The organism is Pseudonocardia sp. ICBG1293, from assembly GCF_020131355.1.
GTDB lineage: Bacteria > Actinomycetota > Actinomycetes > Mycobacteriales > Pseudonocardiaceae > Pseudonocardia.
The window spans coordinates 116287-138054 of record NZ_JAHLEL010000085.1 but is presented as its reverse complement, the minus strand read 5'-3'; the positions used below and the strand labels follow the sequence as shown (position 1 = coordinate 138054).

General features: G+C 70.0%; 22 protein-coding genes and 2 pseudogenes. 17 read left to right on the top strand and 7 right to left on the bottom strand.

Annotated elements, in window-relative coordinates; all coding sequences use genetic code 11:
• Positions 1-73 precede the first annotated feature (73 nt).
• From KPF47_RS37270 to KPF47_RS37255, 4 genes are read left to right on the top strand one after another with little or no spacing between them, the layout of a single operon-like run.
• Entirely contained in the window at positions 74-1714 is a 1641-nt protein-coding gene (locus KPF47_RS37270; protein WP_224393042.1) for a class I adenylate-forming enzyme family protein, read from the top strand.
• A complete protein-coding gene (locus tag KPF47_RS37265) occupies positions 1711-2640 on the top strand; it encodes an SDR family NAD(P)-dependent oxidoreductase (protein ID WP_224393041.1) in 930 nt (309 codons plus the stop codon). The genes KPF47_RS37270 and KPF47_RS37265 overlap by 4 nt, the downstream gene beginning before the upstream one ends.
• Positions 2641-2669: 29 nt before the next feature.
• A complete protein-coding gene (locus KPF47_RS37260; protein WP_224393040.1) occupies positions 2670-3464 on the top strand; it encodes an enoyl-CoA hydratase/isomerase family protein in 795 nt (264 codons plus the stop codon).
• Positions 3461-3925, top strand: coding sequence for a nuclear transport factor 2 family protein (locus KPF47_RS37255; RefSeq protein ID WP_224393039.1), 465 nt, complete (start codon positions 3461-3463; stop codon positions 3923-3925). The genes KPF47_RS37260 and KPF47_RS37255 overlap by 4 nt, the downstream gene beginning before the upstream one ends.
• On the opposite strand, the gene KPF47_RS37250 is transcribed toward KPF47_RS37255, so the two are convergent.
• The 3 genes from KPF47_RS37250 to KPF47_RS41350 form a co-directional block, all read right to left on the bottom strand.
• Positions 3831-4913, bottom strand: a complete 1083-nt coding sequence (locus tag KPF47_RS37250) for a phosphotransferase family protein (protein WP_224393038.1) — start codon at positions 4911-4913, stop codon at positions 3831-3833. The two genes, KPF47_RS37255 and KPF47_RS37250, sit on opposite strands and share 95 nt — an antisense overlap.
• Positions 4910-6157: an acyl-CoA dehydrogenase family protein gene (locus KPF47_RS37245; protein ID WP_224393037.1), complete on the bottom strand. Its 1248-nt coding sequence runs from the start codon at positions 6155-6157 to the stop codon at positions 4910-4912. Before KPF47_RS37245 ends, KPF47_RS37250 begins: the two co-directional genes overlap by 4 nt.
• A gap of 76 nt (positions 6158-6233) precedes the next feature.
• Positions 6234-6647, bottom strand: coding sequence for a transposase (locus KPF47_RS41350; protein WP_374108950.1), 414 nt, complete (start codon positions 6645-6647; stop codon positions 6234-6236).
• A gap of 171 nt (positions 6648-6818) precedes the next feature.
• Here KPF47_RS41350 and KPF47_RS37235 point away from each other — a divergent pair, with 171 nt between their 5' ends.
• Both KPF47_RS37235 and KPF47_RS37230 read left to right on the top strand, forming a co-directional pair.
• Positions 6819-7700, top strand: coding sequence for an IS5 family transposase (locus KPF47_RS37235; RefSeq protein ID WP_224386601.1), 882 nt, complete (start codon positions 6819-6821; stop codon positions 7698-7700).
• 200 nt (positions 7701-7900) lie between these two features.
• The gene (locus KPF47_RS37230) at positions 7901-9124 is read left to right on the top strand and encodes an IS701 family transposase (RefSeq protein WP_374108788.1); all 1224 of its coding nucleotides are present in this window, start codon (positions 7901-7903) and stop codon (positions 9122-9124) included.
• 125 nt (positions 9125-9249) lie between these two features.
• On the opposite strand, the gene KPF47_RS37225 is transcribed toward KPF47_RS37230, so the two are convergent.
• Positions 9250-10314 carry an IS630 family transposase gene (locus tag KPF47_RS37225; RefSeq protein ID WP_255658826.1) on the bottom strand — a complete coding sequence of 355 codons (1065 nt, stop codon included), beginning with the start codon at positions 10312-10314 and terminating at the stop codon, positions 9250-9252.
• Between the two features lie 67 nt (positions 10315-10381).
• On the opposite strand from KPF47_RS37225, the gene KPF47_RS39625 reads away from it, so the two are divergent.
• Entirely contained in the window at positions 10382-10504 is a 123-nt protein-coding gene (locus KPF47_RS39625; protein ID WP_255659617.1) for a hypothetical protein, read from the top strand.
• On the opposite strand, the gene KPF47_RS37220 is transcribed toward KPF47_RS39625, so the two are convergent.
• Positions 10477-10710, bottom strand: a complete 234-nt coding sequence (locus KPF47_RS37220; RefSeq protein WP_224393002.1) for a hypothetical protein — start codon at positions 10708-10710, stop codon at positions 10477-10479. The two genes, KPF47_RS39625 and KPF47_RS37220, sit on opposite strands and share 28 nt — an antisense overlap.
• Positions 10661-11113: an IS5 family transposase gene (locus KPF47_RS37215; RefSeq protein ID WP_224390964.1), complete on the bottom strand. Its 453-nt coding sequence runs from the start codon at positions 11111-11113 to the stop codon at positions 10661-10663. The genes KPF47_RS37220 and KPF47_RS37215 overlap by 50 nt, the downstream gene beginning before the upstream one ends.
• Before the next feature lie 350 nt (positions 11114-11463).
• Between KPF47_RS37215 and KPF47_RS37210 the strand changes: the two genes are divergently transcribed.
• The 6 genes and pseudogenes from KPF47_RS37210 (at position 11464) to KPF47_RS37185 (ending at position 16308) form a co-directional block, all read left to right on the top strand.
• On the top strand, positions 11464-11775 hold the full coding sequence (locus KPF47_RS37210) for a transposase (RefSeq protein WP_224388530.1): 312 nt from the start codon (positions 11464-11466) through the stop codon (positions 11773-11775).
• Complete coding sequence (locus KPF47_RS37205) at positions 11772-12668, top strand: IS3 family transposase (RefSeq protein ID WP_224388541.1); 897 nt, start codon at positions 11772-11774, stop codon at positions 12666-12668. Before KPF47_RS37210 ends, KPF47_RS37205 begins: the two co-directional genes overlap by 4 nt.
• 57 nt (positions 12669-12725) lie before the next feature.
• A pseudogene (locus KPF47_RS37200) lies at positions 12726-12995 on the top strand (WhiB family transcriptional regulator); the annotation flags it as partial.
• 190 nt (positions 12996-13185) lie between these two features.
• Entirely contained in the window at positions 13186-14544 is a 1359-nt protein-coding gene (locus KPF47_RS37195) for an FtsK/SpoIIIE domain-containing protein (protein WP_224393032.1), read from the top strand.
• 236 nt (positions 14545-14780) lie between these two features.
• Entirely contained in the window at positions 14781-15623 is an 843-nt protein-coding gene (locus KPF47_RS37190) for an IS5 family transposase (protein WP_224386276.1), read from the top strand.
• Between the two features lie 91 nt (positions 15624-15714).
• A complete protein-coding gene (locus tag KPF47_RS37185; protein WP_224386178.1) occupies positions 15715-16308 on the top strand; it encodes a plasmid pRiA4b ORF-3 family protein in 594 nt (197 codons plus the stop codon).
• Positions 16309-16339: 31 nt separating this feature from the next.
• Here KPF47_RS37185 and KPF47_RS37180 read toward each other — a convergent pair whose 3' ends face one another.
• On the bottom strand, positions 16340-17185 hold the full coding sequence (locus KPF47_RS37180) for an IS5 family transposase (protein WP_224386179.1): 846 nt from the start codon (positions 17183-17185) through the stop codon (positions 16340-16342).
• Between the two features lie 190 nt (positions 17186-17375).
• On the opposite strand from KPF47_RS37180, the pseudogene KPF47_RS37175 reads away from it, so the two are divergent.
• The 4 genes and pseudogenes from KPF47_RS37175 to KPF47_RS37160 form a co-directional block, all read left to right on the top strand.
• Positions 17376-17612 (top strand): annotated as a pseudogene (locus tag KPF47_RS37175) (cell division protein FtsK); the annotation flags it as partial.
• A complete protein-coding gene (locus tag KPF47_RS37170) occupies positions 17609-19285 on the top strand; it encodes a replication initiator (RefSeq protein ID WP_224393031.1) in 1677 nt (558 codons plus the stop codon). The pseudogene KPF47_RS37175 and the gene KPF47_RS37170, both read left to right, overlap by 4 nt.
• Before the next feature lie 15 nt (positions 19286-19300).
• Entirely contained in the window at positions 19301-19513 is a 213-nt protein-coding gene (locus KPF47_RS37165) for a helix-turn-helix domain-containing protein (RefSeq protein ID WP_224393030.1), read from the top strand.
• A complete protein-coding gene (locus KPF47_RS37160; protein ID WP_224393029.1) occupies positions 19513-20670 on the top strand; it encodes a site-specific integrase in 1158 nt (385 codons plus the stop codon). The genes KPF47_RS37165 and KPF47_RS37160 overlap by 1 nt, the downstream gene beginning before the upstream one ends.
• The last annotated feature ends 1098 nt before the right edge of the window (positions 20671-21768 follow it).

Below are 21768 nucleotides of genomic sequence, written 5' to 3'. Positions count from 1 at the left end.
CGGACCCTGACCGAGTGATCCGTCACTAGATACGGTGACGGATCACGTCGGTTCGAGCCGTAGGAGCACGTCGATGACGACTGCCACCCCCTCCGCCAGCACCGCCTACCGGTACGCCGGCTACCGCGCGTCGGGTCTGTGGACCGCGACCACACTGGCCGACCTGGTCCCCGCGGCGGCCGCCCGCCACCCCGAGCGGGAGCTGTTCTGCTTCGAGGGCCGCCGCGTGGGCTACGGCGAGTTCGAGCGCTGGACCCGCGCGATCGCCCAGGACCTCGTCCGGCGCGGCGTGGCCCCGTGCGACCGGGTCCTGGTCCAGCTGCCCAACCGGCTCGAGGCGCTCGCGGTGCAGGTCGCGGCGTTCCGGGCGGGTGCGGTGGACGTGCCCGTCATCCCGATCTACCGCGAGCACGAGATGCGCCAGATCGTCGCCGACTGCCGCCCCGCGGCGGTGTGCACCGTCGACGCGCTCGGCCCGCGCGACCCGGCCGCCGAGCTCGACGGACTGCTCGACGAGGCGGGCCTGGACCCGGTGGTGCGCTACCTCGTCGGCGGCGGGCGCCCCGGCTGGGTCGCGGTCCCCGACGCGGCGACGGCCGTCGACGAGCCGCTCACGGTCACCCGCGGGCCCGCCGACCCGGCACTGCTGCTCTACACCTCCGGGACCACCGCGGCACCGAAGGGGGCGCTGCTGTCGCACCGCGCCGTCGTCGCGCACCTGGTCAACTTCCGCGACGCGCTCGGCGCCGGGGAGCACACGGTCACCCTCGCCGCGACGCCGCTGTCGCACCTGGGCGGCTTCGTCGCGGCCGTGGTGTTCCCAGTCTTCCTGGGCGGCCGCTCGGTGGTGATGTCCGGCTGGCGACCCGACGACGCCGTCGAGCTCATCGAGGCCGAGCGGGTCACGCTGATGATGGGCGCGACCGTGTTCGTCGCCGACCTCGTCGAGCGCTACCGGACCCGGCCCGAGGGCCACCGGCTCGACACCTACGCCTGTGCGGGCGCCGCGATCGCCCCGGAGATCGTCGACCGGGCGTCCGAGGCGGGTGTACGGGTGGTGCGGGCCTACGGGATGACCGAGACCGCGGGCGTCCTCGCGATCGCCGCCGCGGACGACCCGCTGGAGCGCAGGCGGGCCTGGGACGGTCGGCTGCTGCGCGGGATGGAGATGACCGTCGTCGACGAGGACGGGGCGCCCGTCCCGCCCGGCACCGTCGGCAGGCTGCGGATCCGCGGCCCCCAGCTGCTGGAGTGCTACACCGACCCGGTCGTCACCGCCGAGCAGGTCGACGACGACGGCTGGTTCTCCCCCGGCGACGTCGGCCGGGTCGACGACGAGGGCTGGGTCCAGATCGTCGGGCGCACCAAGGACATCGTGAACCGGGGCGGCGAGAAGTTCTCCACGATGGACATCGAGCTGGCGATCGCCTCGGCCCCCGGGGTCCGGCGGGTCGCGGTCACCGCCGTGCCCGACGAGCGTCTCGGGGAGGCCGTCGGCGCCTGGGTGGTCCTCGACGACGACGCCCGCGCCGCCGGCGTCTACCCGCTGCTCGACCACGTCGCCGGGCAGCGGCTGGCACGGGCGAAGACCCCCGTCGAGTGGCACGTCGTCGCCGACATCCCGGTCACCGCAACCGGCAAGATCCGCAAGCACACCCTGGCGGGGCTGCCCGACCTCGACCTCTGGCGCGCCCGACGCACGGCGCCCGCGTGAGCACGACGGACACCGCCCGGTTCGCCGAGGGCACGGTCGCGCTGGTCACCGGCGCCGGCCGGGGGCTGGGCGCGGCGTACGCGACCGCGCTGGCCGCGGCCGGTGCCACGGTCGCCGTGCACGCCCGCACCGCCGACGCGGCGGGCGCCGTCGTCGCGCGGATCCGCTCCGGCGGCGGCCGCGCGCACCCGCTGACCGGCGACGCCCGTGACGGACGCGCCCTGGTCGCCGACACCGTCGGCGCGCTCGGCCGGCTCGACGTGCTCGTCGTCAACGCCGGGGCGACCCGCGACCGCGCGGTCTCCCGGCTCACCGACGACGACTGGGACGCCGTCGTCGACGTGCACCTGCGTGGCAGCTGGACGGCCTGCTCCGCGGCCTGGCCGCACCTGCGACTCCGGGGCGGGGCGATCGTGCTGACCACGTCGGGCGCCGGGCTGCACGGCAACCCCGGCCAGGCCGCCTACGCCGCGGCGAAGGCCGGGGTCCTCGGGCTGGCCCGGACGCTGGCCGCCGAGGGCGACCGGTTCGGGATCCGGGTCAACGCCGTCGCCCCGATGGCGCTGACCTCGATGACCGAGGAGGTCTTCCGCGACCGTCCCGCGCAGGCGCTGCGGGCCGCCGACGTCGCCCCGGTCGTCGTCGCCCTGGCACTGCCGTCGTGCCCGCTGACCGGCGAGGTCGTCGAGACCGGCGGCGGCTGGGCCTCGGTGCTGCGCTGGGAGCGCTCGCACGGCGTCCGCCTCGCCGGCCCCGACGGCCGGCCGCCCGGACCGGCCGACGTCGCCACGCACTGGGCCGGGGTGACCGACTTCGCCGGTCGCCCGCCCGACCACCCCACCGCCACCGCCGACTCCCTCGCCGCCGCCTGCGACGCGGCCCGCGGGACCGGCGCCACCCGACCCGGAACCGAGGCCTGCTGCTGAGCGCGGCGGGCGACCCTGGAAGGACACGCGTGACCGAGTACCGCTACCTGAGGACCTCCGTCGAGAACGGGGTCGGCATCCTGCAGCTCGACCACCCGGAGAAGCGCAACGCGCTGGGCTGGGAGCTGCACGAGGAGATCGTCGCCGCGCTCGCGGCCTGGGCCGAGGACGACGACGTCGCCTGCGTCCTGCTCATCGGCAACGAGGACTTCTTCTGCGCCGGCTGGGCGCTCGACGTCCTGCAGGACACCACCGGCGACGACCGGACCCGGTTCACCGACCTGGCCCACAAGCTGATGGTCACGATCTACGACTACCGCAAGCCCACCGTGGCGGCGGTCGCCGGCGTCGCCCCCGGCTACGGCATGGACCTGGCCAACATGTGCGACATCACCATCGCCTCGGAGAACGCCGCGTTCGGATCGACGCAGGTCAAGTACGCGATGAACGGCTTCTACCACGCGATCCTGCGCAGGACGAACACGCAGCGGGCCCGCCGGATGTTCTTCACCGGCGACCCGATCGACGCCCAGGAGGCGCTGCGCTGCGGCCTCGTCGACGAGGTCGTGCCGGTGGGGACGCTGCGCGAGTCGGCCCTGACCCTGGCGACGCAGATCGCCGAGCACGGCAGCGAGCTGACCACGGTGCTCAAGGAGGTCGCGCTGCGCGCGTCGCACATGGACCACGTCGCCGCCACCGCCTACGAGCTGCGGGTCACCCACGACCTGCTCCAGCGCGGGCTGTTCACCCGGCGGATCGCCGAGGGTCTGGACCGGCTGCGTTCGGGCACCAGCAAGGCCACCGAGCGGCTGGTCCGGCCGTGAGCACCCCGCACCCGGCCGACCCGGCCTTCGCCTCGGCCTACGGCGCCGCGTGGACCGCCGCCCCGGACGCGCTGCTGTCCTTCTTCGCCCCGGACGGCGTGTACCGCGACATCGCGCTCGACGGCACCTACCGCGGCCGCGACGAGATCGCCCGGTTACACCGGTTCATGCTCGTCTTCGCCCCGGACTCGCACATCGAGTTCGGCGAGACCTGGGCCGGCGACGGGCGGCTCACCTCGCGGTGGGCGTGGTCGGGCACGGTCCGCGGGCCGCTGCGGCTGCGGTCCGGGGAGCTCGTCGACGTGGCGGGCGCCCGGTTCTCGGTGCCGGGCGTCGCCGTCGGCACCTACGACGACGACGGCCTGCTCACCTCGCACGACGACTACTGGGACCTGGCGAGCGTGCTGCACCAGGTCGGGGCGCGGATCGGGTCCCCGACGCGGTCCCCGGCAGCAGGCTGAGGGCGCCGTCGACCAGGTCGCGGACCGACCGCTCCACCGCGACCGGGTCGATCACCCCGTGCCCCCCGAGCACTCCGGACCGCCGCCGGACCAGCACCCCCTGCAGCAGCGTCGCCGCCGTCCAGTGGGTCAGCGCCCGGTAGCGGTCCAGCCCGGACAGGTCCAGGCCGGTGCGGGCGGCGTAGTCGGCCGCGAGCTCCGCGCGGTCGCCGAAGCCGCCGGCCCGGGTCGGGCTCGGGATCGCGACGGCGGGCTCGCCGGGGCCGCGCCAGTCGTCGAGGAGCCAGGCGAGGTCGACCAGCGGGTCGCCGTGGGTGCACAGCTCCCAGTCCAGGACGGCGGTGACCCGGCCGCCGTCGACGAGCAGGTTCGCGAGCCGGTAGTCCCCGTGGACGACGGCGAGCCGCTGGGCCCGCGGCGGCGCGGCGGCGATCCGCCGGTGGGCCTCCCTCCAGGCCGCGTCGACGCTTTCGCGCGCCGACCCCGCCCAGGCCTCCCAGTTGCGGGCGGTGCGCCGGACCCGGCGCGCGAACAGCTCGTCGGCGTCGCCGCGGACCGGCCCGATCCGCCCCGGGTCGACGCCGTGCAGCCGGGCCAGCACCGCGACCACGTCAGCGGTCAGCGCGCGCCGCTGCGGCACGGGCAGCGCGTCGGCATCGACCTCCCGGGCCAGGACCGCGCCCGGCGACCGCTCCATCACGAAGACATCACCCGGCACGCCGTCGACACCGGATCCCGACGCGACGACGGCCGGGACCGGGACCGGTCCGCCGGCCAGCCCGCGCAGGACCCCGGCCTCCCGCAGCGCGTCGTCGGCGGCCGCCCCGGCCGGGCGGTGGCGCAGGACCCACGCGCGACCGGCCGCGTCGGTGACCAGGCTGGTGACGTTGGACTGGCCGTCGCCGATCCGGTGGACCCGCAGCGGCCCGGTGACCTCGACCCGGTCGCCCAGCCACCGCGCGAGCGCATCGGGGTCCGGCCCGCTCACGACGTGCCCGCCCGCCGGCCGAAGCCGAACAGCTCGCGGGCGATGGTGCGGACCTGGATCTCCTCGGTGCCCTCGGTGATGCGGTACCGGCGGTGGTGGCGGTAGATGTGCTCGAACGGCACGTCGCGGGTGTAGCCGAGCCCGCCGTGCACCTGCATCGCCCGGTCGGCGGCCTCGCAGGCGAGCCGGTTGGCCCGCAGATTGCACATCGACACCTGCTCCGACAGCGCGACCTTCCCGTCGGTGTCCATCGCCGCCGCGGTCGCCCGGACCAGCGCGCGCACCAGGGTGGCCTCGGTGTGCAGCTCGACCAGGGGCCACTGGACCGCCTGGTTCGACGCCAGCGCGCGCCCGAAGACCTCCCGCTCGCGGGCGTAGGTCACCGCCGCGTCGATGCAGAACCGGGCCGCGCCGAGGCTGGACGCGGCCTGGCGGATGCGGTTCTCGTGCACGAACAGCAACGCGAGGTCGAGCCCGGCGCCCGGCTCGCCGAGCACCGCGGAGTCCGGGACGCGGACGCCGTCGAGGGTCACGTCGGAGTGGTCGGTCGGCATGGCCATCGTCCAGGCGTGCCGCTCGACCCGGAACCCGGGTGTGTCGGTCGGGACGACGAACGCGGTGATGCCGCGGGCGTCGCCGGGCTCGCCGCCGGTGCGGGCGAAGACGACGTCGATCCCCGGGCGGTGCATGCCGGTGTTGAACCGCTTCGCCCCGTCGATCACCCAGCCGCCGTCACGGCGCACCGCGCGGGTCCCCATCCAGGTCGCGGCGCTGCCGTGGCCGGGCTCGGTCAGCCCGAACCCGCCGCTCACCTCGCGCCGGACCAGCGGCTCGATCCAGCCGCGCTGCTCGGCGGTGCCCGCCCGCCACAGCAGCTCCACCAGTGGGAAGTTCCCGACGCAGCTCGTCTCGGACTGCAGGTCGCTGTGCAGCCCGACCGGGCCGGCCGCAAGGTGCTCGCGGACCTGCGCCATCGCGAGGTTCGCCCCGTCGGCGCCGCCGAGTGCGGCGGGCAGCGCGAACCGGTACAGCCCGGCCCGGTCCGCGCGCCGCGTCATCTCGGTCAGCAGCTCCTCCCACTCCCGCGCCGGGACCCCGCCGTGGTCGAGGTCGGTGCGGGCGAACTCGCGGCGGTGGTCGAAGAACTGCGGGTGCTCGCGTTCGAGCGGGGCCAGCTCGTCGGCGGCGAAGCGGTCGATGCGGTCGAGCAGGTCCTGCGTGGCCGGGTCGGGCGTCGGGGTCATGGTCGAGGTCTAGGGCGTGTCTCCTAAGAGGTCATTTCAGAACGAGGTCGACGTGTCTGTTGTAGACGACAAGCGGCTATCTGACCTGCCGTTTGATCTGTCGTCGAGGGGTCAATGGAAACTCGACAAGTCGTTCTGAAACGACCTCTAAAGTGCGCAACCAGGTGACGATGGCCTTCAGTGCAACTCCGCCGCGGAAGGTCAGGGCGAGTTTGTCGTAGCGGGTCGCGAGGCCGCGCCACTGCTTGACCTCGCAGAACCCGCGTTCGACGACGTTGCGGCCGCGGTAGTCGACCCGGTCGAACGCCGGTGGTCGGCCGCCGCGTGTGCCGCGTCGTTTCCGGTGTCCCTGCTGGTCAGCCGGCTCCGGGATGACCGCGACGATCCGTCGTCTGCGCAGGTGGGCGCGGATGGCGCGTGAGGAGTAGGCCTTAGAGGTCGTTTCAGAACGACTTGTCGAGTTTCCATTGACCCCTCGACGACAGATCAAACGGCAGGTCAGATAGCCGCTTGTCGTCTACAACAGACACGTCGACCTCGTTCTGAAATGACCTCTTAGAGCGTCCGGCAGTAGAGGTGGCCGTGTGTCGGTGTTGGTAGAGACACGGACCTGCAAGTGATCATGGGATTGCTGATGTCCTGATGATCGTGTGGAGAGTCCGTGCCTCTGCTGCCAGCATCTCTGATCGAGCCCTTGTGGGGCGAGTTCGCCGCTCTGATCGGGTCTGACCGGCCCGAGTTCGACCCGACCCATCCGTGGGGCTGTCACCGTCGCCGGATCTCTGATCGGGTCGTGTTCGACCACGTCGTTGCCGCTCTGGTGCACGGTAGTGGCTACGAACGCATCGCCACGCCGGGTTGCTCGGACCGCACCATCCGCCGCCGTCTCGATGACTGGGCCACCGCGGGAGTCAGCGAGGAACTGCTCCGCACCGCGCTGGCCGGTTACGACCAGATACTCGGCCTGGATCTTGACGATCTGGCGGTCGACGGATCGATCACCAAGGCACCAGGCGGAGGCGAGGTGGCCGGCCGCAGCCCTGTCGGCCGCGGCAAGCAGGGCACGAAACGGTCCGTGGCCTGCGATGACCAGGGCATCCCGCTGCACCTGGTCGCGGCGCGAGCCAACGACCATGACTCGCCCCTGCTGGAACCGACCTTGACCGGCATCGTGACGATGATCGGCCCGCTGCCCCGCCACCGCGACGCCCACGGTGGTGATCTGTTCCCGACCGTGCACCTGGACCGCGGCTATGACTCCGGCAAGACCCGTACTCTGCTGCACACCCTGGGCTTCACCGGCGAGATCGCGACCACGGGGGTCCCGGCGCCGATCCAGGCAGGACGACGGTGGCCCATCGAGCGCACGCACTCCTGGATGAACGGCTACGGCAAGCTGCGCCGGTTCACCGATCGCCGGAAGATCATCGTCGAGTTCTACCTCAACCTCGCCGCCGCGCTCACCGTGATCCGCCGGCTGATCAACCGTGCCCGCAGCCGCTACCGCTGGACAACCCGACCCACGACCCGTCGACTCCGATAACCATCAATCGCCGGACGCTCGTAGTCGGTCTTGTCCAGCACCGCTGCGGACATGGGTGTCCCTTCACGTGGCCGGGCGGCGCGATGGGGAGCACCGCGCCGCCCGGTCTGACTCGGCTCGTCGGAGGTCGTGGTCGGCAGGCCTAGTACTCCAGCCGCAGTTTGTGATGTTGATGTGCGCTAAGCTTCGATCTTGTGCAGGTGGAGGAGGATCTCGAGGCGTGGGCCGGTGGCCTGGATGGGCTGTTCGGGCTGGTGGCGGGCCGGTTCTTCCGGACGGAACCGCGGCGTCGGGCGCGGGCGTATGTGCGGGGGTTGTTGGCGCCGTTGGCGGGGAAGAACGGGTGGACGCTGGCCGAGGTCGCCGGTGACACGACTCCGGATGGGATGCAGCGGCTGCTCAACTCCGCGACCTGGGATGTCGACGGTGTCCGTGATGACCTGCGGGATTACGTCGTCGAGCACCTCGGCGAGTCCGGTGGGGTGCTGATCGTCGATGAGACCGGGTTCCTGAAGAAGGGGACGAAGTCGGCGGGGGTGCAGCGCCAGTACTCGGGCACTGCCGGGCGGGTGGAGAACTGCCAGCTCGGAGTCTTCTGTGCCTATGCCACGAGCAAGGGCCGGACGTTGATCGACCGCGAGCTCTACCTGCCCAAGTCCTGGACCGGTGATCGGGAACGCTGCCGAGCCGCGGCGGTGCCTGAGGAGATCGAGTTCGCCACCAAGGCCACGCTGGCCAAGGAAATGCTCGGCCGTGCCCTCGATGCCGGGGTTCCCGCAGGATGGGTGACCGCGGACGAGGCATACGGGCAGGACTACAAGTTCCGCACCTGGTGCGAGCAGCGCCGGATCGGCTACGTCGTCGCGGTTCCGCGCAGCCAGTCCGTCCCGTTGTCCCTGGACGCCGACATCTGTCAGATCAGCGGCTCACGACGGGCCGACGACCTGGTCGCCCGCGCTCCCGGACGGGCGTGGAAGCGCCGCTCAGCCGGTCCGGGTGTGAAGGGAGAACGCTTCTACGACTGGGCCGTGGCCTCGCTGTATCCGCCCGAGAACGCCCCGGCCGGATGGGGCCGATGGCTACTGGTCCGACGTCAGATCCTCACCGACACACAGCTCTCCGCCGGCGAGGAGCCCGATCTGGCCTACTACCTGTGCGCCGGCCCGCCCGGCACCACCGACGACGATCTCATCCGCGTCGCCGGCCCGCGGTGGGCGATCGAGGAGTGCTTCCAGACCGCGAAGAACGAGGTCGGGCTCGACCACTATCAAGTGCGGCGTTACGACGCCTGGTACCGCCACGTCACCCTGGCTATTCTCGCCCACGCCTACCTCTCGGTCACCGCGGCGATCGCCCCAAAAGACCTGATCACGGGCTCATCCCGCTCACCCTCGCCGAGATCCGACGTCTCCTGGCACCTCTGATCCACATTCCCACCCAGGCGCCGTGCTGGGCCTGGTCGACCTGGCGACGTCGCCACCAACACCGAGCCCGCGAAAGCCACTATCGACGACGAAGACAGCTCAGCTAACGAAGTGCGGCTGGAGTACTAGTGTCGCGTAAACGATGTTCTTTGACCGGGTCGGCAGTGGTTGAGTAGGTGGTCTGCGGGTTTGGTCCAGATGAACGGGTGGCAGCGTTCGTTCCAGCCGTCGATGAACCGGCCGATCGCGCCGATCAGTTCTCTGACGCTGCCGAAGCTGCCACGGCGAATGGCCTGGCGGGTGATGACCCCGAAAAAGACCTCGACCATGTTCAGCCACGATCCCGAGGTCGGGGTGAAGTGCAGGGTGATCCGCGGGTTGCGGGCCAGCCAGGCCTTCACTGCGGGGTGCTTGTGGGTCGCGTAGTTGTCCACCACCAGGTGCAGCTTGCGCCGCGGGTAGGCCTTCGCGACCTGCTTGAGGAACCGCAGGAACTCCTGATGGCGATGCCGCGGCAGGCACGCCTGCTCGACCCGCCCGGTCGCGACCTCTAACGCCGCGAACAGCGTGGTGGTGCCGTGACGGACGTAGTCATGCGTCCGTTTCTCCGGGATACCGGGCATGATCGGCAGGATCGGCGCTGTCCGGTCCAGGGCCTGGACCTGGGATTTCTCGTCGACGCAGAGCACGACGGCCTTGTCCGGCGGGTTCAGATACAACCCGACGATGTCGCGGACCTTGGCTTCGAGCTCGGGATCGGTGGAGAACTTGAACGTCTCGGACTTCCACGGCTGCAGCCCCCACCGCCGCCAAATCTTGCCGATCCACACGTGGGAGATCCCGAGCTCGGCACCGAGCAGCCGTGACGACCAGTGCGTGACTCCGAGCCGCTCAGGCGGCGGTTCCAGCGTGGCGAGCACGACCGCGACCTCGTCGATCACCGGCGGCCGGCCCGCCTTGGGCCGGTCGGCCAGCCCGGCGATCCCCTCAGCGGCGTAACGCTTCTTCCACCCGATCACCGTCGCCTTCGACGCCCCGACCAGTGTGACGATGTCCTTGACCGCCACCCCGTCCGCGGCCAGCAACACGATCCTGCCCCGTCGGGCCAGTCCCGCCGAAACCGACGAGGAACGCAGCCAGGACTCCAACACCTCGCGGTCGGCGGCCGGAACGTCCACGGTCACAGTCAACGGCACAGCTCATGATCCCGTAAACCAGCCCGTGAGTAAAGTAACCTAGTTACCGCAACACTAGGGCGTGTCTCCTAAGAGGTCATTTCAGAACGAGGTCGACGTGTCTGTTGTAGACGACAAGCGGCTATCTGACCTGCCGTTTGATCTGTCGTCGAGGGGTCAATGGAAACTCGACAAGTCGTTCTGAAACGACCTCTTATCTGCGCGGACCCGCTCGGGCCGGGTCCGCGGTCGGCCCGGACCGACCCGTCCGACGCGCAGATGTGACATCAGGTGCGCGAACATCGGGGCGTCACCGGCCTGGCCAGGGCCGACCAGTACGACCAGCGGGCGGCCGTGTCCGTCAACGAGCTGGTGGATCTCCGTGCCGAGCCCTCCGCGGGAGCGGCCCAACGCGTGATCGGGCGGCTCGATCAGCAGATTCTTGTAGTTCGATCCGGCCCCCTGTGTCCCGCTGCAGGGTCGCGGCGTGTTGGTGAGCGCGGATGATCGTCGAGTCGACCGACACGGCCCAGTCCACGAGACCGGCGGAGTCGGCATCGGCGAGCAGAGCTGCGAGAACCTGGTCCCAGGTGCCGTCACCGCAGTAGCGGCGGTGGCGTTTCCATAGGGTCTGCCACAGCCCGAACTCGACCGGGACATCACGCCAGGCCCGCCCGCAGCGGAACCGGTAGATGATCCCCTCGATCACTCTGCGGTGATCGGCGAACGGGCGCCCTGGCATCCCGTCCGACGAGGGCAGTAACGGCTCGAGTCGGTCCCACTGGGCATCGGTCAGGACGGCACGGCGCGACACCTACTGATCATCGCGCAGGCCCGACCAGCCGGGTTAGGAGACGCGCCCTAGCCGCTCGGCCCTCCACTTGCACCCCAGCTCGCGCGGGGCACAGAAATCCTACCAACGTGCCGCGAGTCGCCGCTGGTCAGCGGCCCCTCAAGGAGTCATAGCAATTCAGTTGACATGCTAACCTATCAACTGCTAGCCTCGCGTAGAGCTTGCAGCTGGACGCAGAGACTGAACGACAGAGGAGTTGACATGGCACGCAGTAACAAGTTCGCGGTGACGATGGGTGATGTGAGGTTCCCCCGCTTTGCCGGAGTGTCTGAACACTGGTTCGATCTTGAGGGCCAGGAAGGAAGGCACTGGTGCCCGCACCGAAAAAGTACCCCGATGAGCTGCGCGAACGAGCGGTTCGGCTGTATCGGGAGTCCGACCCTCGCCCGACGTTCCGGGGGCTCGCCGAGCAGCTCGGGGTGCATCACGAGGCCCTGCGCAACTGGGTCCGTCAGGCCGAGGCAGACACCGGCGAGCGCCATGATCGGCCGTCGACCGACATGCTCGCCGAGAACCGCCGGCTCGCGCGGGAGAACGCTGAGCTGCGGCGGGTCAACGAGGTCCTGCGCGCGGCGAGCGCCTATTTCGCCAGCGAGATCGGCCCGACCCGGAGGAAATCATGAGCTTCGTCGATGCCCATGATTTCCCCGCCGGTCTCGTACTACGGGTCCTGAACATCGCGGCCTCGACCTACTACGACTGGCGCGCCCGCCGCGCGAACCCCTCTCAGCGGCAGCTCGACGACGCCGTCCTGCTTGAGCAGATCGTGAAGATCCGCTCGGTGAGCGAGTTCGCCACCACCTACGGATCCCCGCGGGTGTGGCTGGAGCTGCGCCGCCAGGGCGTGCACGTCGGGCGCAAGCGCGTCGCTCGGATCATGCGCGAGCACGGCCTTCAGGGCGCGCACCTGCGTCGCGGCTGGAAGGGCGGCTCGACCCGGCAGAATCCGGCCCACCGCCCGGCGCCGGACCTGCTCGAACGCGACTTCACCGCGACCGCGCCCAACCGGGTGTGGGTGGCGGACCTGACTCGCATCGTCACCGGTGAGGGCGTGTTGTGGCTGGCCTCGGTGCGGGACGCGTTCTCCAACCGGGTCGTCGGCTGGGCCACCGACCCGCGAGCCACGACGGTGCTGGTGCTGACCGCGCTCAACCACGCGCTGCGCTCCCGGAGCCTGCGTCCCGGTCAGTTGATCTTTCACAGCGACAAGGGGGCCCAATACACGGCACTGCGATTCACTCAGCGCCTGGTCGACGCGGGTGTCGCCCCGTCGACAGGGTCCACAGGGGACAGCTATGACAACGCCCTCGCCGAGAACCTGTGGTCCACGCTCAAGATCGAGCTGCTCTACTGGCCCGGGACGGGCTTCGCGACCCGCTGCGAGGCCGAGCATGCGCTGATCCGCTACCTCGACGGCTGGTACAACCCGCGCCGGATCCAGGCCCGCCTCGGAGGGCTCTCACCCGACGAGTACGAAGACGACTATCGTCGCGCCCAGCGCGACGCCGACAGGTAACCCGCACTCCGGCAAACCGGGGGAAGCTCAGCTGAACGCCATCGGTGGCGGGCCGAGGCGGCGTGTCGGGGGATGGACACCGAGTTGTTCTTCCCCACCGACACCGGTCCGCCCGCGGCCGAGCCTGCGCTGGGGGTGTGTCGTGGTTGCCGGGTTCGCAGCATGTGCCTGGTCGAGGCGCTGCTGGTCGAAGACCCGGCCCGCCGCTACGGCGTCGTCGGCGCCACCACCCCACAGGAGCGACGGCGGCTGCACCGCACCGCTCGTGTTGCAGCCCGCCGGACCGCGCCCCCTGCTTCTTCCGCGCCGGGGAGCGCTGCGGCATGAGCACCGACACGACCACGAACGTTGACGACGGACCGGGCGCGGTGTGGTGCGAGGTGTGCCTGACCCCGCTGAACGAGACGTCTGGTGAGGGGGTGCGGCGGTGTGGTGATCATCGTGGGCAGCTCGCGTTGGTCTCGGTGCCGGTCGTGTGTGCTCCGCGTCGTTCCCCGGAACAGGACGGAGACCGTCGATGAGCACGACAGGTTCTCTCGTTGTTGCCGGTCTGGCGACGGTGCTGGTGCTGGCCGCGTTGCATTGGCTGGGGCAGTTCCTCGGCCGGATCGCCGAGACCCTGGCCACGGTCGCGGTCGTGTTCGTCACGGTGTGGCTGACCTGCAAGATCGCCGTGATCGTCAGCGTGTGGGTGGTTCGGCATTGGCGCACCACGATCACCGCTGCGGCCGCTGTGGTGTGGTGCTCGCTGCTCGGGTGGCCCTCACTCGTGATCACCATCGCGGCGGTCGCTGTCGCGCTGGGGGTGTGGCGGTGGTTGTCGGTGGTGTCGTTCGATCGCTATGCCGGGCAGCGCCTTCGTGCCTGGTGGCTGCGCTGGACGGTCTATGCGCCTCGGATGCCCCGCTGGCTGCGCTCCTGCAACCTCACGGTCCCCGACCGGGTGGGGGCACCGATCGCGGCGGTGAATCTGTTGCGTCGTACCCCGGCCCTGTCCCGGTCGCGGCCGGTGGCCGATCAGCTTCCCCGGATCCTCGGGGTGCGCTCGGGGCCGTCGTGGGACGAGGTCCGGGTCCGGCTGGTGCCGGGGCAAACCCCGGAGTCCTTCGACACCGCCACCCGTGCCCTGGCCGTGGCACGGGGGGTGCAGCGTTGTCAGGTCCGCGAACTCGCACCGAATGTGGTGTCGATCGATTTCCAGCGCCGCAACCTGCTGTCCGGGGTCGTCCGCGCCCCGAGTCTCGGCGCTGTATCTGATCTGGACGGGTTGGCGGTGGACTTGTCGCGGGTGTGGTCGGGTCGTACCGAGTACGGCACCGACTGGCACCAGTCGCTGATCGGCGGGCACACCCTGGCCGCGGGGGCCACCGGCGCGGGCAAGGGGTCGCTGATGTGGGCGCCGCTGGTGTCGGTGGCCCCGGCGATCCGTGACGGCCTGGTCCGGGTCAACGGGATCGACCCGAAAGGCATGGAGTTGGCCTACGGGCGAGCGGTGTTCCACCGCTACGCCGTCACCTCCCGCGACGCCCTCGCCCTCCTCGATGATCTTGTCGAGAGCATGGAGGCCCGCAAGCGCGAGCACGCCGGGGCGACCCGACTGGTCCCGATCACCACGGAGACGCCGTTGGAGATTGTGGAGTTCGACGAGATCGGTGCCCTGCTGCGTTACGGCGGGGACCGCAAGACCCGCGAGGCGATCACCGACCGCGTCGCCTTGTTGACCACCCAGGGCCGCGCCCTGGGCTACACCGTGCGCGGCTATGTCCAGGAACCGACGAAGGACACCGTCCCGGTGCGGGAGTTGTTCCCCCGCCGGATCTGCCTGCGCGTCGCCTCCAAGAGCCATGTGTCGATGGTGCTCGGCGATCAGGCTTAGAGGTCGTTTCAGAACGACTTGTCGAGTTTCCATTGACCCCTCGACGACAGATCAAACGGCAGGTCAGATAGCCGCTTGTCGTCTACAACAGACACGTCGACCTCGTTCTGAAATGACCTCTTAGAGGTCGCGCGGATTGGTCACAGCTTGGCCGCGGTCGAGTGTCTGGGGGCGAGGGCGGGTACGGGCCTGCCGATCATGAAGTTATCTACGCTTCGTGATCGTCTGGAGGCCGCGTGCCCACCCTGCCATCATGGCTGACCGAGCCGTTGTGGGACCAGTTCACCGCGCTGCTGCCTCATCGAGACGAGTTCGATCCCACCCATCCGCTGGGCTGCCATCGCCGCCGGATCGCGGATCGGATCGTGTTCGACAAGCTCCTGCAGGTACTGCGGTTCGGCTGCTCGTATGAGGGCATCGCTGACAGCACCTGCTCGGCGACCACCATCCGCGATCGTCGTGACGAGTGGATCAGGCTCGGGGTCTTCGCCCAGCTGCGTCGGATCGTCCTGGACGCCTACGACCGCATCGTCGGTCTGCTGCTGCACGACATCGCCGTCGATGGCGCCATCACCAAGGCCCCCGGCGGCGGCGAGGTCGCCGGTCCGTCGCCGGTGGACCGGCGCAAACAGGGTATGAAACGTTCGGTGCTCGTCGAGGGATACGGCATCCCGCTGGGCCGAGTCCTGGCCGGAGCCAACCGGCACGACTCCCCGCTACTGGGCCCCACCCTCGACCGCCTCGATGCTCTCGGCCCGCTGCCCGACGACATCACCGTGCACCTCGACGCCGGCTATGACTCCGGCAAGACCCGCGACACGCTGGCCGAACGAGGCCTGCACGGCGAGATCGCGCACAAGGGTGAGAAAGCGCCGATCCAGGCCACCCGCCGCTGGCACGTCGAGCGGACCAACGCTTGGCACAACAGCTTCAACCGGCTGCAGCGCTGCTACGAACGACGAGAAATCGTCGTCGACGCGTTCTTCGACCTCGCCGACACGATCGTCACACTCCGTAGCTTGATTCGGCAGGCCTGGACCACACACCGCTGGAACGCCCGACCTGCACGACGTCCATGATCACCAACCAATCCGCGCGACCTCTAAGACGTCGTTTCAGAAGTGGTGGGCCCGGTTCTGCCGGTGACGGCGGGGCTGGCAGCATCGGCTGATGGTCGCGCCTCGTGTGTCTGAGAAGACGAAGATTTTCGAGTTGGAGATCGTCCTGACCGAGGTGGTGCCGGCGGTCCGGCGTCGGGTGCAGGTGCCGGGCGAGGTCGACTTGGCGGTGTTACACGAGGTGGTGCAGTCAGTGATGGGCTGGACGAACTCTCATCTGCACGAGTTCGAGATCGTCGGGCGCCGCTACGGGATCCCAGACCCGGACTGGCCCGGACAGGATGTCGCCGACGAGACGAAAGAGAAGCTGTTTCGGCTGGTCAAGGCTGGTGACCGGTTCGGTTACGTCTACGACTTCGGTGACAACTGGGCCCACGAGATCACCGTCGAGGCGGTCGCGGCCGTCGAGCCGGGAGTGTGCTATCCGCGATGCGTCGCCGGGCAGGGGGCGTGCCCGCCCGAGGACGTCGGCGGGATCGGGGGGTATGAGGACTTCCAGGCCGTGCTCGCCGACCCTGACCATCCCGACCGCGCCGAGCGCCTGGAGTGGGCGGGCGGGCCGTTCGACCCGCACCGCTTCGACCCTGACGAGGCCGACCGGGCCTTGGAGTGGCTGGCCTGGCGGCCGCTGGCCCCGACCTCGTAGGCGAGTGCCTCAGCGAGGGCTGGGTCGACCATCACTTCGGCTTCGGCTTCGGCTTGGTGAGGCGGCGGTGGCAGATCAGGGCGCAGGCCAGCGATAACAGCGCGGTGATCGTGGATTCGGCGCGGTCGTAGCGCAGCGCGAGGCGGCGGAAGTCCAGCAGCCAGGACATGGTGCGCTCGACGACCCAGCGGACCCGCCCGAGCCGGGTGGAGTCCTCGATCCCGCGCCGGGCGATCCGCACCCCGATCCCACGCCCACTCAGGTAGCGGCGGCAGCGGGGATAGTCGTAGCCCTTGTCGGCGTGCACCTTGTCCGGCCGACGTCGCGGACGCCCCGGCTGTCCCGCCCGTTCGCGGACGCCGGGGTTGGTGTCCAGCAGCGGGGCGAGCATCCGACTGTCGTGGGTGTTCGCCCCGGTGACCAGCGCATGCAGCGGGAGCCCGCCTCGGTCGCAGAGCACGTGGTACTTGCTGCCCGCCTTCCCGCGATCGGTCGGCGAGGGCCCGGTGGCCTCGCCGCGGCGCTTGGCCCGCACGCTCACGCTGTCCACCGCCGCCCGCGACCAGTCCAGCAGGCCCTGCTGGGCGAGGCGGTCGAGCATCACCCGGTGCAGCTGGGCCCAGACCCCGGCCTGCTGCCACTGCCGTAGCCGCCGCCAGCAGGTCACTCCGGACCCACAGCCGAGCTCGGCGGGCAGCGCGTTCCAGCTGATCCCGGTCTTGAGCACGAACACGATCCCGGCCAGAGCGGCCCGATCCGGCACCCGCGGACGGCCTGTCCGTCCCCGCTTGTGCTTGCGCGGCTTGGGCAGCAGCGGCTCCACCAGCGCCCACAGCTCGTCGCTCACCAATCGCTCGACACAAGATCGCCGCGCCACGACCGGACATGATCAGCTACCAGCGCCGATCCACACAGGACCGACACGCCGACTTCTGAAACGACCTCTTAGAGGTCATTTCAGAACGAGGTCGACGTGTCTGTTGTAGACGACAAGCGGCTATCTGACCTGCCGTTTGATCTGTCGTCGAGGGGTCAATGGAAACTCGACAAGTCGTTCTGAAACGACCTCTTATGAGCGGGGTGCGTGGGCCAACCGGATCGGTGAAGACGAGGCCGGGGTCGGCTATCTGTTCGGCGACGGCATCCGTGAACCCCTGCGTGTCCGGGCCGGGTGGGTGTCTGACGGCGCGGTGAAAGACCTGGAGGTCTTCGTCACCCGCACCGTGTCGGGGACCGGGGTGGCGCCGGTGCTGGCCCTGCCCGACCCGACCGTCAACCACCGCGAGATCGGGGATGCAGCATGACCAACGCCGACACCGACAGCGCGACGGGGCGGGAGCCGATCGACCAGGACACGCTCAGCCGCGTCCAGAAGGCGATGCTGGCCCTGTCCGACGACGTCGCGGTCCAACTGGCTGAGGACCACGGGGTGTGTGTGCGTCCGCTGGCGATGCGCCGGATCGACCAGTCCAGTGGTCGGGTCGATGTGGTGCCGGTGCCGTGTGGGTCAACGCGGGAAGACCAGTGCCGCCCGTGCGCGGAGAAGGCCCGACGGCTGCGGATGACCCAGTGCCGCGAAGGCTGGCACCTGTCTACCGAACCCGCCGTCACCCCTGCTGATCCCACTACCGCGCAGAAGGAGTTGATGGCCGCCCGCGCGGACTTCCACGTCGCCTACACCGATTCCCTCGCCGCCGGTGATGATGCTGAGTGCGCCGAGATCCGCGAGATCGTCGAGGACATCGACACCGAGCTACGAGCCCTCGGTGTCCGGGGACGGTTGGCACCGCTCGACCCGCGACCCCAGACTGTCCGCCGTACTACCCGTCGTCGTCAGGACGCCCCGAATCTTCCCCGGCGCCCGGTGGCCGACCGCACGATCGGACGGGTGTTCGGCGGCAAGTACCGGCCCTCGACCTTCCTCACCTTGACCCTGGACACCTACGGCCGTGTCGACGGCCACGGCGCCGCTCTGGACCCCGATACCTACGACTACCGCCGCGCCGCCCGGGATGCGATCCACTTCCCGAGGCTGCTGGACCGGTTCTGGCAGAACACCCGCCGGTGTGTCGGCTGGGACGTGCAGTACTTCGGCACCGTGGAACCCCAGAAACGCGGCGCCCCGCACTTCCACGCCGCGATCCGGGGCACCATCCCCCGCACCGAACTGCGCGCGATCACCGCCGCCACCTACCACCAGGTCTGGTGGCCCACCCACAACGAGATCGTCTACACCGGGGAGAAGCTCCCCCGCTGGGACCACCGACAGAAAGCCTTCGTCGACCCCGACACCCGCGAGCCCCTGCCCACCTGGGACGAGGCCACCGACCCCGACACGCTCACCACGCCCGCCCACACCGTGGTCTTCGGCCCGCAGGTGCATGTGAAGGGCATCCTCGGCGGCACCGAAGAAGCCGGACGCCACATCGGCTACCTCACCAAATATTTGACCAAAAGTGTCGGTCAGGCCGCCGGACTCGACGAGTCCGCGACGTCTCGTCAGCGGGAGCACGCCCGCCGCCTCGCCGCCGAGTTGGCACAGACCCCGTGTTCGCCGCGCTGCCCGATCTGGCTGCTCTACGGCATCCAACCGAAGGGCGCCCGCCCGGAGATGACCCCCGGGCACTGCACCGGCAAAGCACACAAGCCCGAACACCTCGGCATCGCCGGACGCCGCGTCCTGGTCTCCCGCAAATGGTCCAACAAGTCCCTCGGTGATCACCGTGCGGACCGGACAGCTTTTGTTCGGCAACTCCTCGACCAGGCCGGGATCACCCCCGCCTATCCGGTCGATGACGGCCCCTTCGACTGGGAACCCGCGCAACCCGGCGACAGCGACGTCCCGTCCCGCACCGTCCTGCTCCTGCACGCGATCCACCAACGCCAACGATGGCGCGCCGACTACGATGCCGCCCTCCGCGCCGTCAGCAACACACCACCTGGTGATCGTTCGGCAACTGTCGATCAGGCCGCCTAGCAAGGCCCGCCAACGATGACGCAGTACCTGACCGTGACCGAGACCGCCCAGTACCTGAACACCTCCCCACGCTTCGTACGGCGCCTGGTCGCAGCCCGACGGATCGCGTTCTACCGCATCGGACGGCATGTGCGCTTCGCCGTGACCGACCTCGACGCCTGGCTCGCCCAAAACCGGGTCGAACCGTTCCCCCACCGCGTACACCCCCGCCGACCAGGAGCGCGGTGATGACGAAGAAGACAAGGCGCCGCCGGTTCGGCTCCATCCGCCGCCTGCCCTCCGGGCGCTACCAGGCCAGCTACCCCACCAACAGCGGGCAACGCCGCACCGCCCCGGGAACCTTCGACCGCAAAGGCGACGCCGCCCAATGGCTCACCCTCGTCGAAAGCGACATCCTGCGCGGCGACTGGTTCGACCCCGCCCTGGGCCAGCTGCCCTTCCACGACTTCGGGGAGCAGTGGATCACCGAACACCGCCTCAGCGCCCGCACCCGCGAGGAGTACCGCAGCATCTGGCGCCACCACATCGACCCGTTCCTCGGCCCGGTCGACCTCGCCGAGCTGACCACCGCAGTCATCCGCACCTGGCGCACCACCCTGCTCGCCGCCGGCCGTTCCGAAGACCGCACCGCGAAGGCCTACCGCCTGGTCCGCGCCATCTGCACCACCGCCGTCGACGACGGCCGGATCACACGTAACCCCTGCCGCATCAAAGGCGCCGGGGAACACCGCACCCCCGAACGCCCCACCGCCACCATCACCCAGGTCTTCGACCTCGCCGCCGCGATGCCACCCCGCTTCCACGCCCTGGTCCTGTCCGCAGCGTTCACCGGACTGCGCTGGGGAGAACTCGCCGGGCTACGCCGCTGCGACCTCGACCTGGACACCGCCACCCTCCACGTCCGACGCCGCCTGGCCCAACTCAGCCGAGGCGGCCTCCGCCCCGGCCCACCCAAATCCGCCGCCGGAATCCGCACCATCGCACTCCCACCGTTCCTCGTCGAGACCCTCGCCACCCACACCGCCACCTACTCCAGCCCCTCGCCGGACGGACTGATCTTCTGCGGGCAGCGCGGCGGCATGCTGCGGCGCGGGAACTTCGGCCGCGCGACCGGCTGGCCCACCACCGTGGCCAAGGCCGGGCTCCCCACCGGCTTCCACTTCCATGACCTACGCCATACCGGTAACCATCTCGCCGCCACCGCCGGCGCCAGCACCCGCGAACTCATGCACCGCATGGGCCACGGCACCATGCGCGCCGCACTGATCTACCAACACGCCACCACCGAACGCGACCGCCGCATCGCCACCCAGATCGCCGCACTGGTCGACCGCGAACGCCACCCCCGAGCCGACCAGGACACCGAAGCAACCGACGACAACTGAGCCGTCAGGGAGTCCAACAGGGGACTTCCCCCGCCGAGCACGCATGCATCACACCACCGAGAACTCCTCAATCGGCGCCGCGATACCGCCACGACCCCTGATCTTCGGTCCACCCAATTTCATATTCACCGCAGGAGAATGTTGATTCAGGAAAGTCTCGGCCTTTTCGCATCATAAATTCATCAGCAGTCGCGCTATCGCGAAACACTCCGAGGATTCGACAGGCGTCAGCATCCTCCTGGAGGACGATCCAGACCCGCGACGCCGCAAAGGCCTGACCACCCGCAAGGCGAGCCCACCCTCGAGGCCTTAACCCCGGTCCGCCTCGGATCCTTCGAAAGGTCCGACCGAGGGCAGCCCAGAAGATGTCAGGTATCGGCACGGCTCCTTACTGCCTCATGTCCGGTGGCCCGGGGGCCACTCGATCTCCCCTTGCACACCGGTCGCACGACCCGACCGGCCCCCTGTTCAAGATCGACTAGGGGTGGTGTTTCGGCCGGTCGTGCGGTGTGAGCGGGCGACGGGAATCGAACCCGCGTAGCCAGTTTGGAAGACTGCGTTCAAAGCCCTGCCCACCTGCACGACCTGCGCCGGCCGACTGACCGTGAGTGACCGTGAGTGACCGTGGTTCCCCGCCAGTACTCGCACGCTCATTGCACGACCGAGCCCCCTTGGGGTGTCTTCTTCCCACGTGCCCGGCCTGCTGGTGATCTCCTCGCGGCGCGGGTTCACCCCTGCCGGACCGAGGGGTGGGGTGCAAGGCACGGGGTTCAGCCTTGCACCCCACCCCTCGGTCTGGTTGCCGTCTCGGCGCGCCGTGAGGAGATCACCAGCCCCGCCGCACTCCCCCTGATCTCCGAGCGGTGCCGGGTCCGGGCGGAGCCCGGCCGCCGGAGGCATTCCCGGCGGCACGCCGGGTCTCGGCCGGACCGCCACCGACGTCGCCCGGTCGCAGGCACCAGCCGGACGGGTGATCGACATAGGGTGACGACGACCGACCACGACCAACTCGAAAGGGCGTCCGGCGTTGACCTCCATGACACTCAGCAGGCGGCTAGGGCTCCTAGCAGCGGGCGTGCTACTTGCCCTCACCGCAGC

Coding starts and splice junctions, on each gene's coding strand:
- KPF47_RS37270 (WP_224393042.1), top strand. CDS start 74: ATGACGACTGCCACCCCCTCCGCCAGCACCGCCTACCGGTACGCCGGC.
- KPF47_RS37245 (WP_224393037.1), bottom strand. CDS start 6,157: ATGACCCCGACGCCCGACCCGGCCACGCAGGACCTGCTCGACCGCATC.
- KPF47_RS37205 (WP_224388541.1), top strand. CDS start 11,772: ATGAGCTTCGTCGATGCCCATGATTTCCCCGCCGGTCTCGTACTACGG.
- KPF47_RS37195 (WP_224393032.1), top strand. CDS start 13,186: ATGAGCACGACAGGTTCTCTCGTTGTTGCCGGTCTGGCGACGGTGCTG.
- KPF47_RS37185 (WP_224386178.1), top strand. CDS start 15,715: ATGGTCGCGCCTCGTGTGTCTGAGAAGACGAAGATTTTCGAGTTGGAG.
- KPF47_RS37170 (WP_224393031.1), top strand. CDS start 17,609: ATGACCAACGCCGACACCGACAGCGCGACGGGGCGGGAGCCGATCGAC.
- KPF47_RS37165 (WP_224393030.1), top strand. CDS start 19,301: ATGACGCAGTACCTGACCGTGACCGAGACCGCCCAGTACCTGAACACC.
- KPF47_RS37160 (WP_224393029.1), top strand. CDS start 19,513: ATGACGAAGAAGACAAGGCGCCGCCGGTTCGGCTCCATCCGCCGCCTG.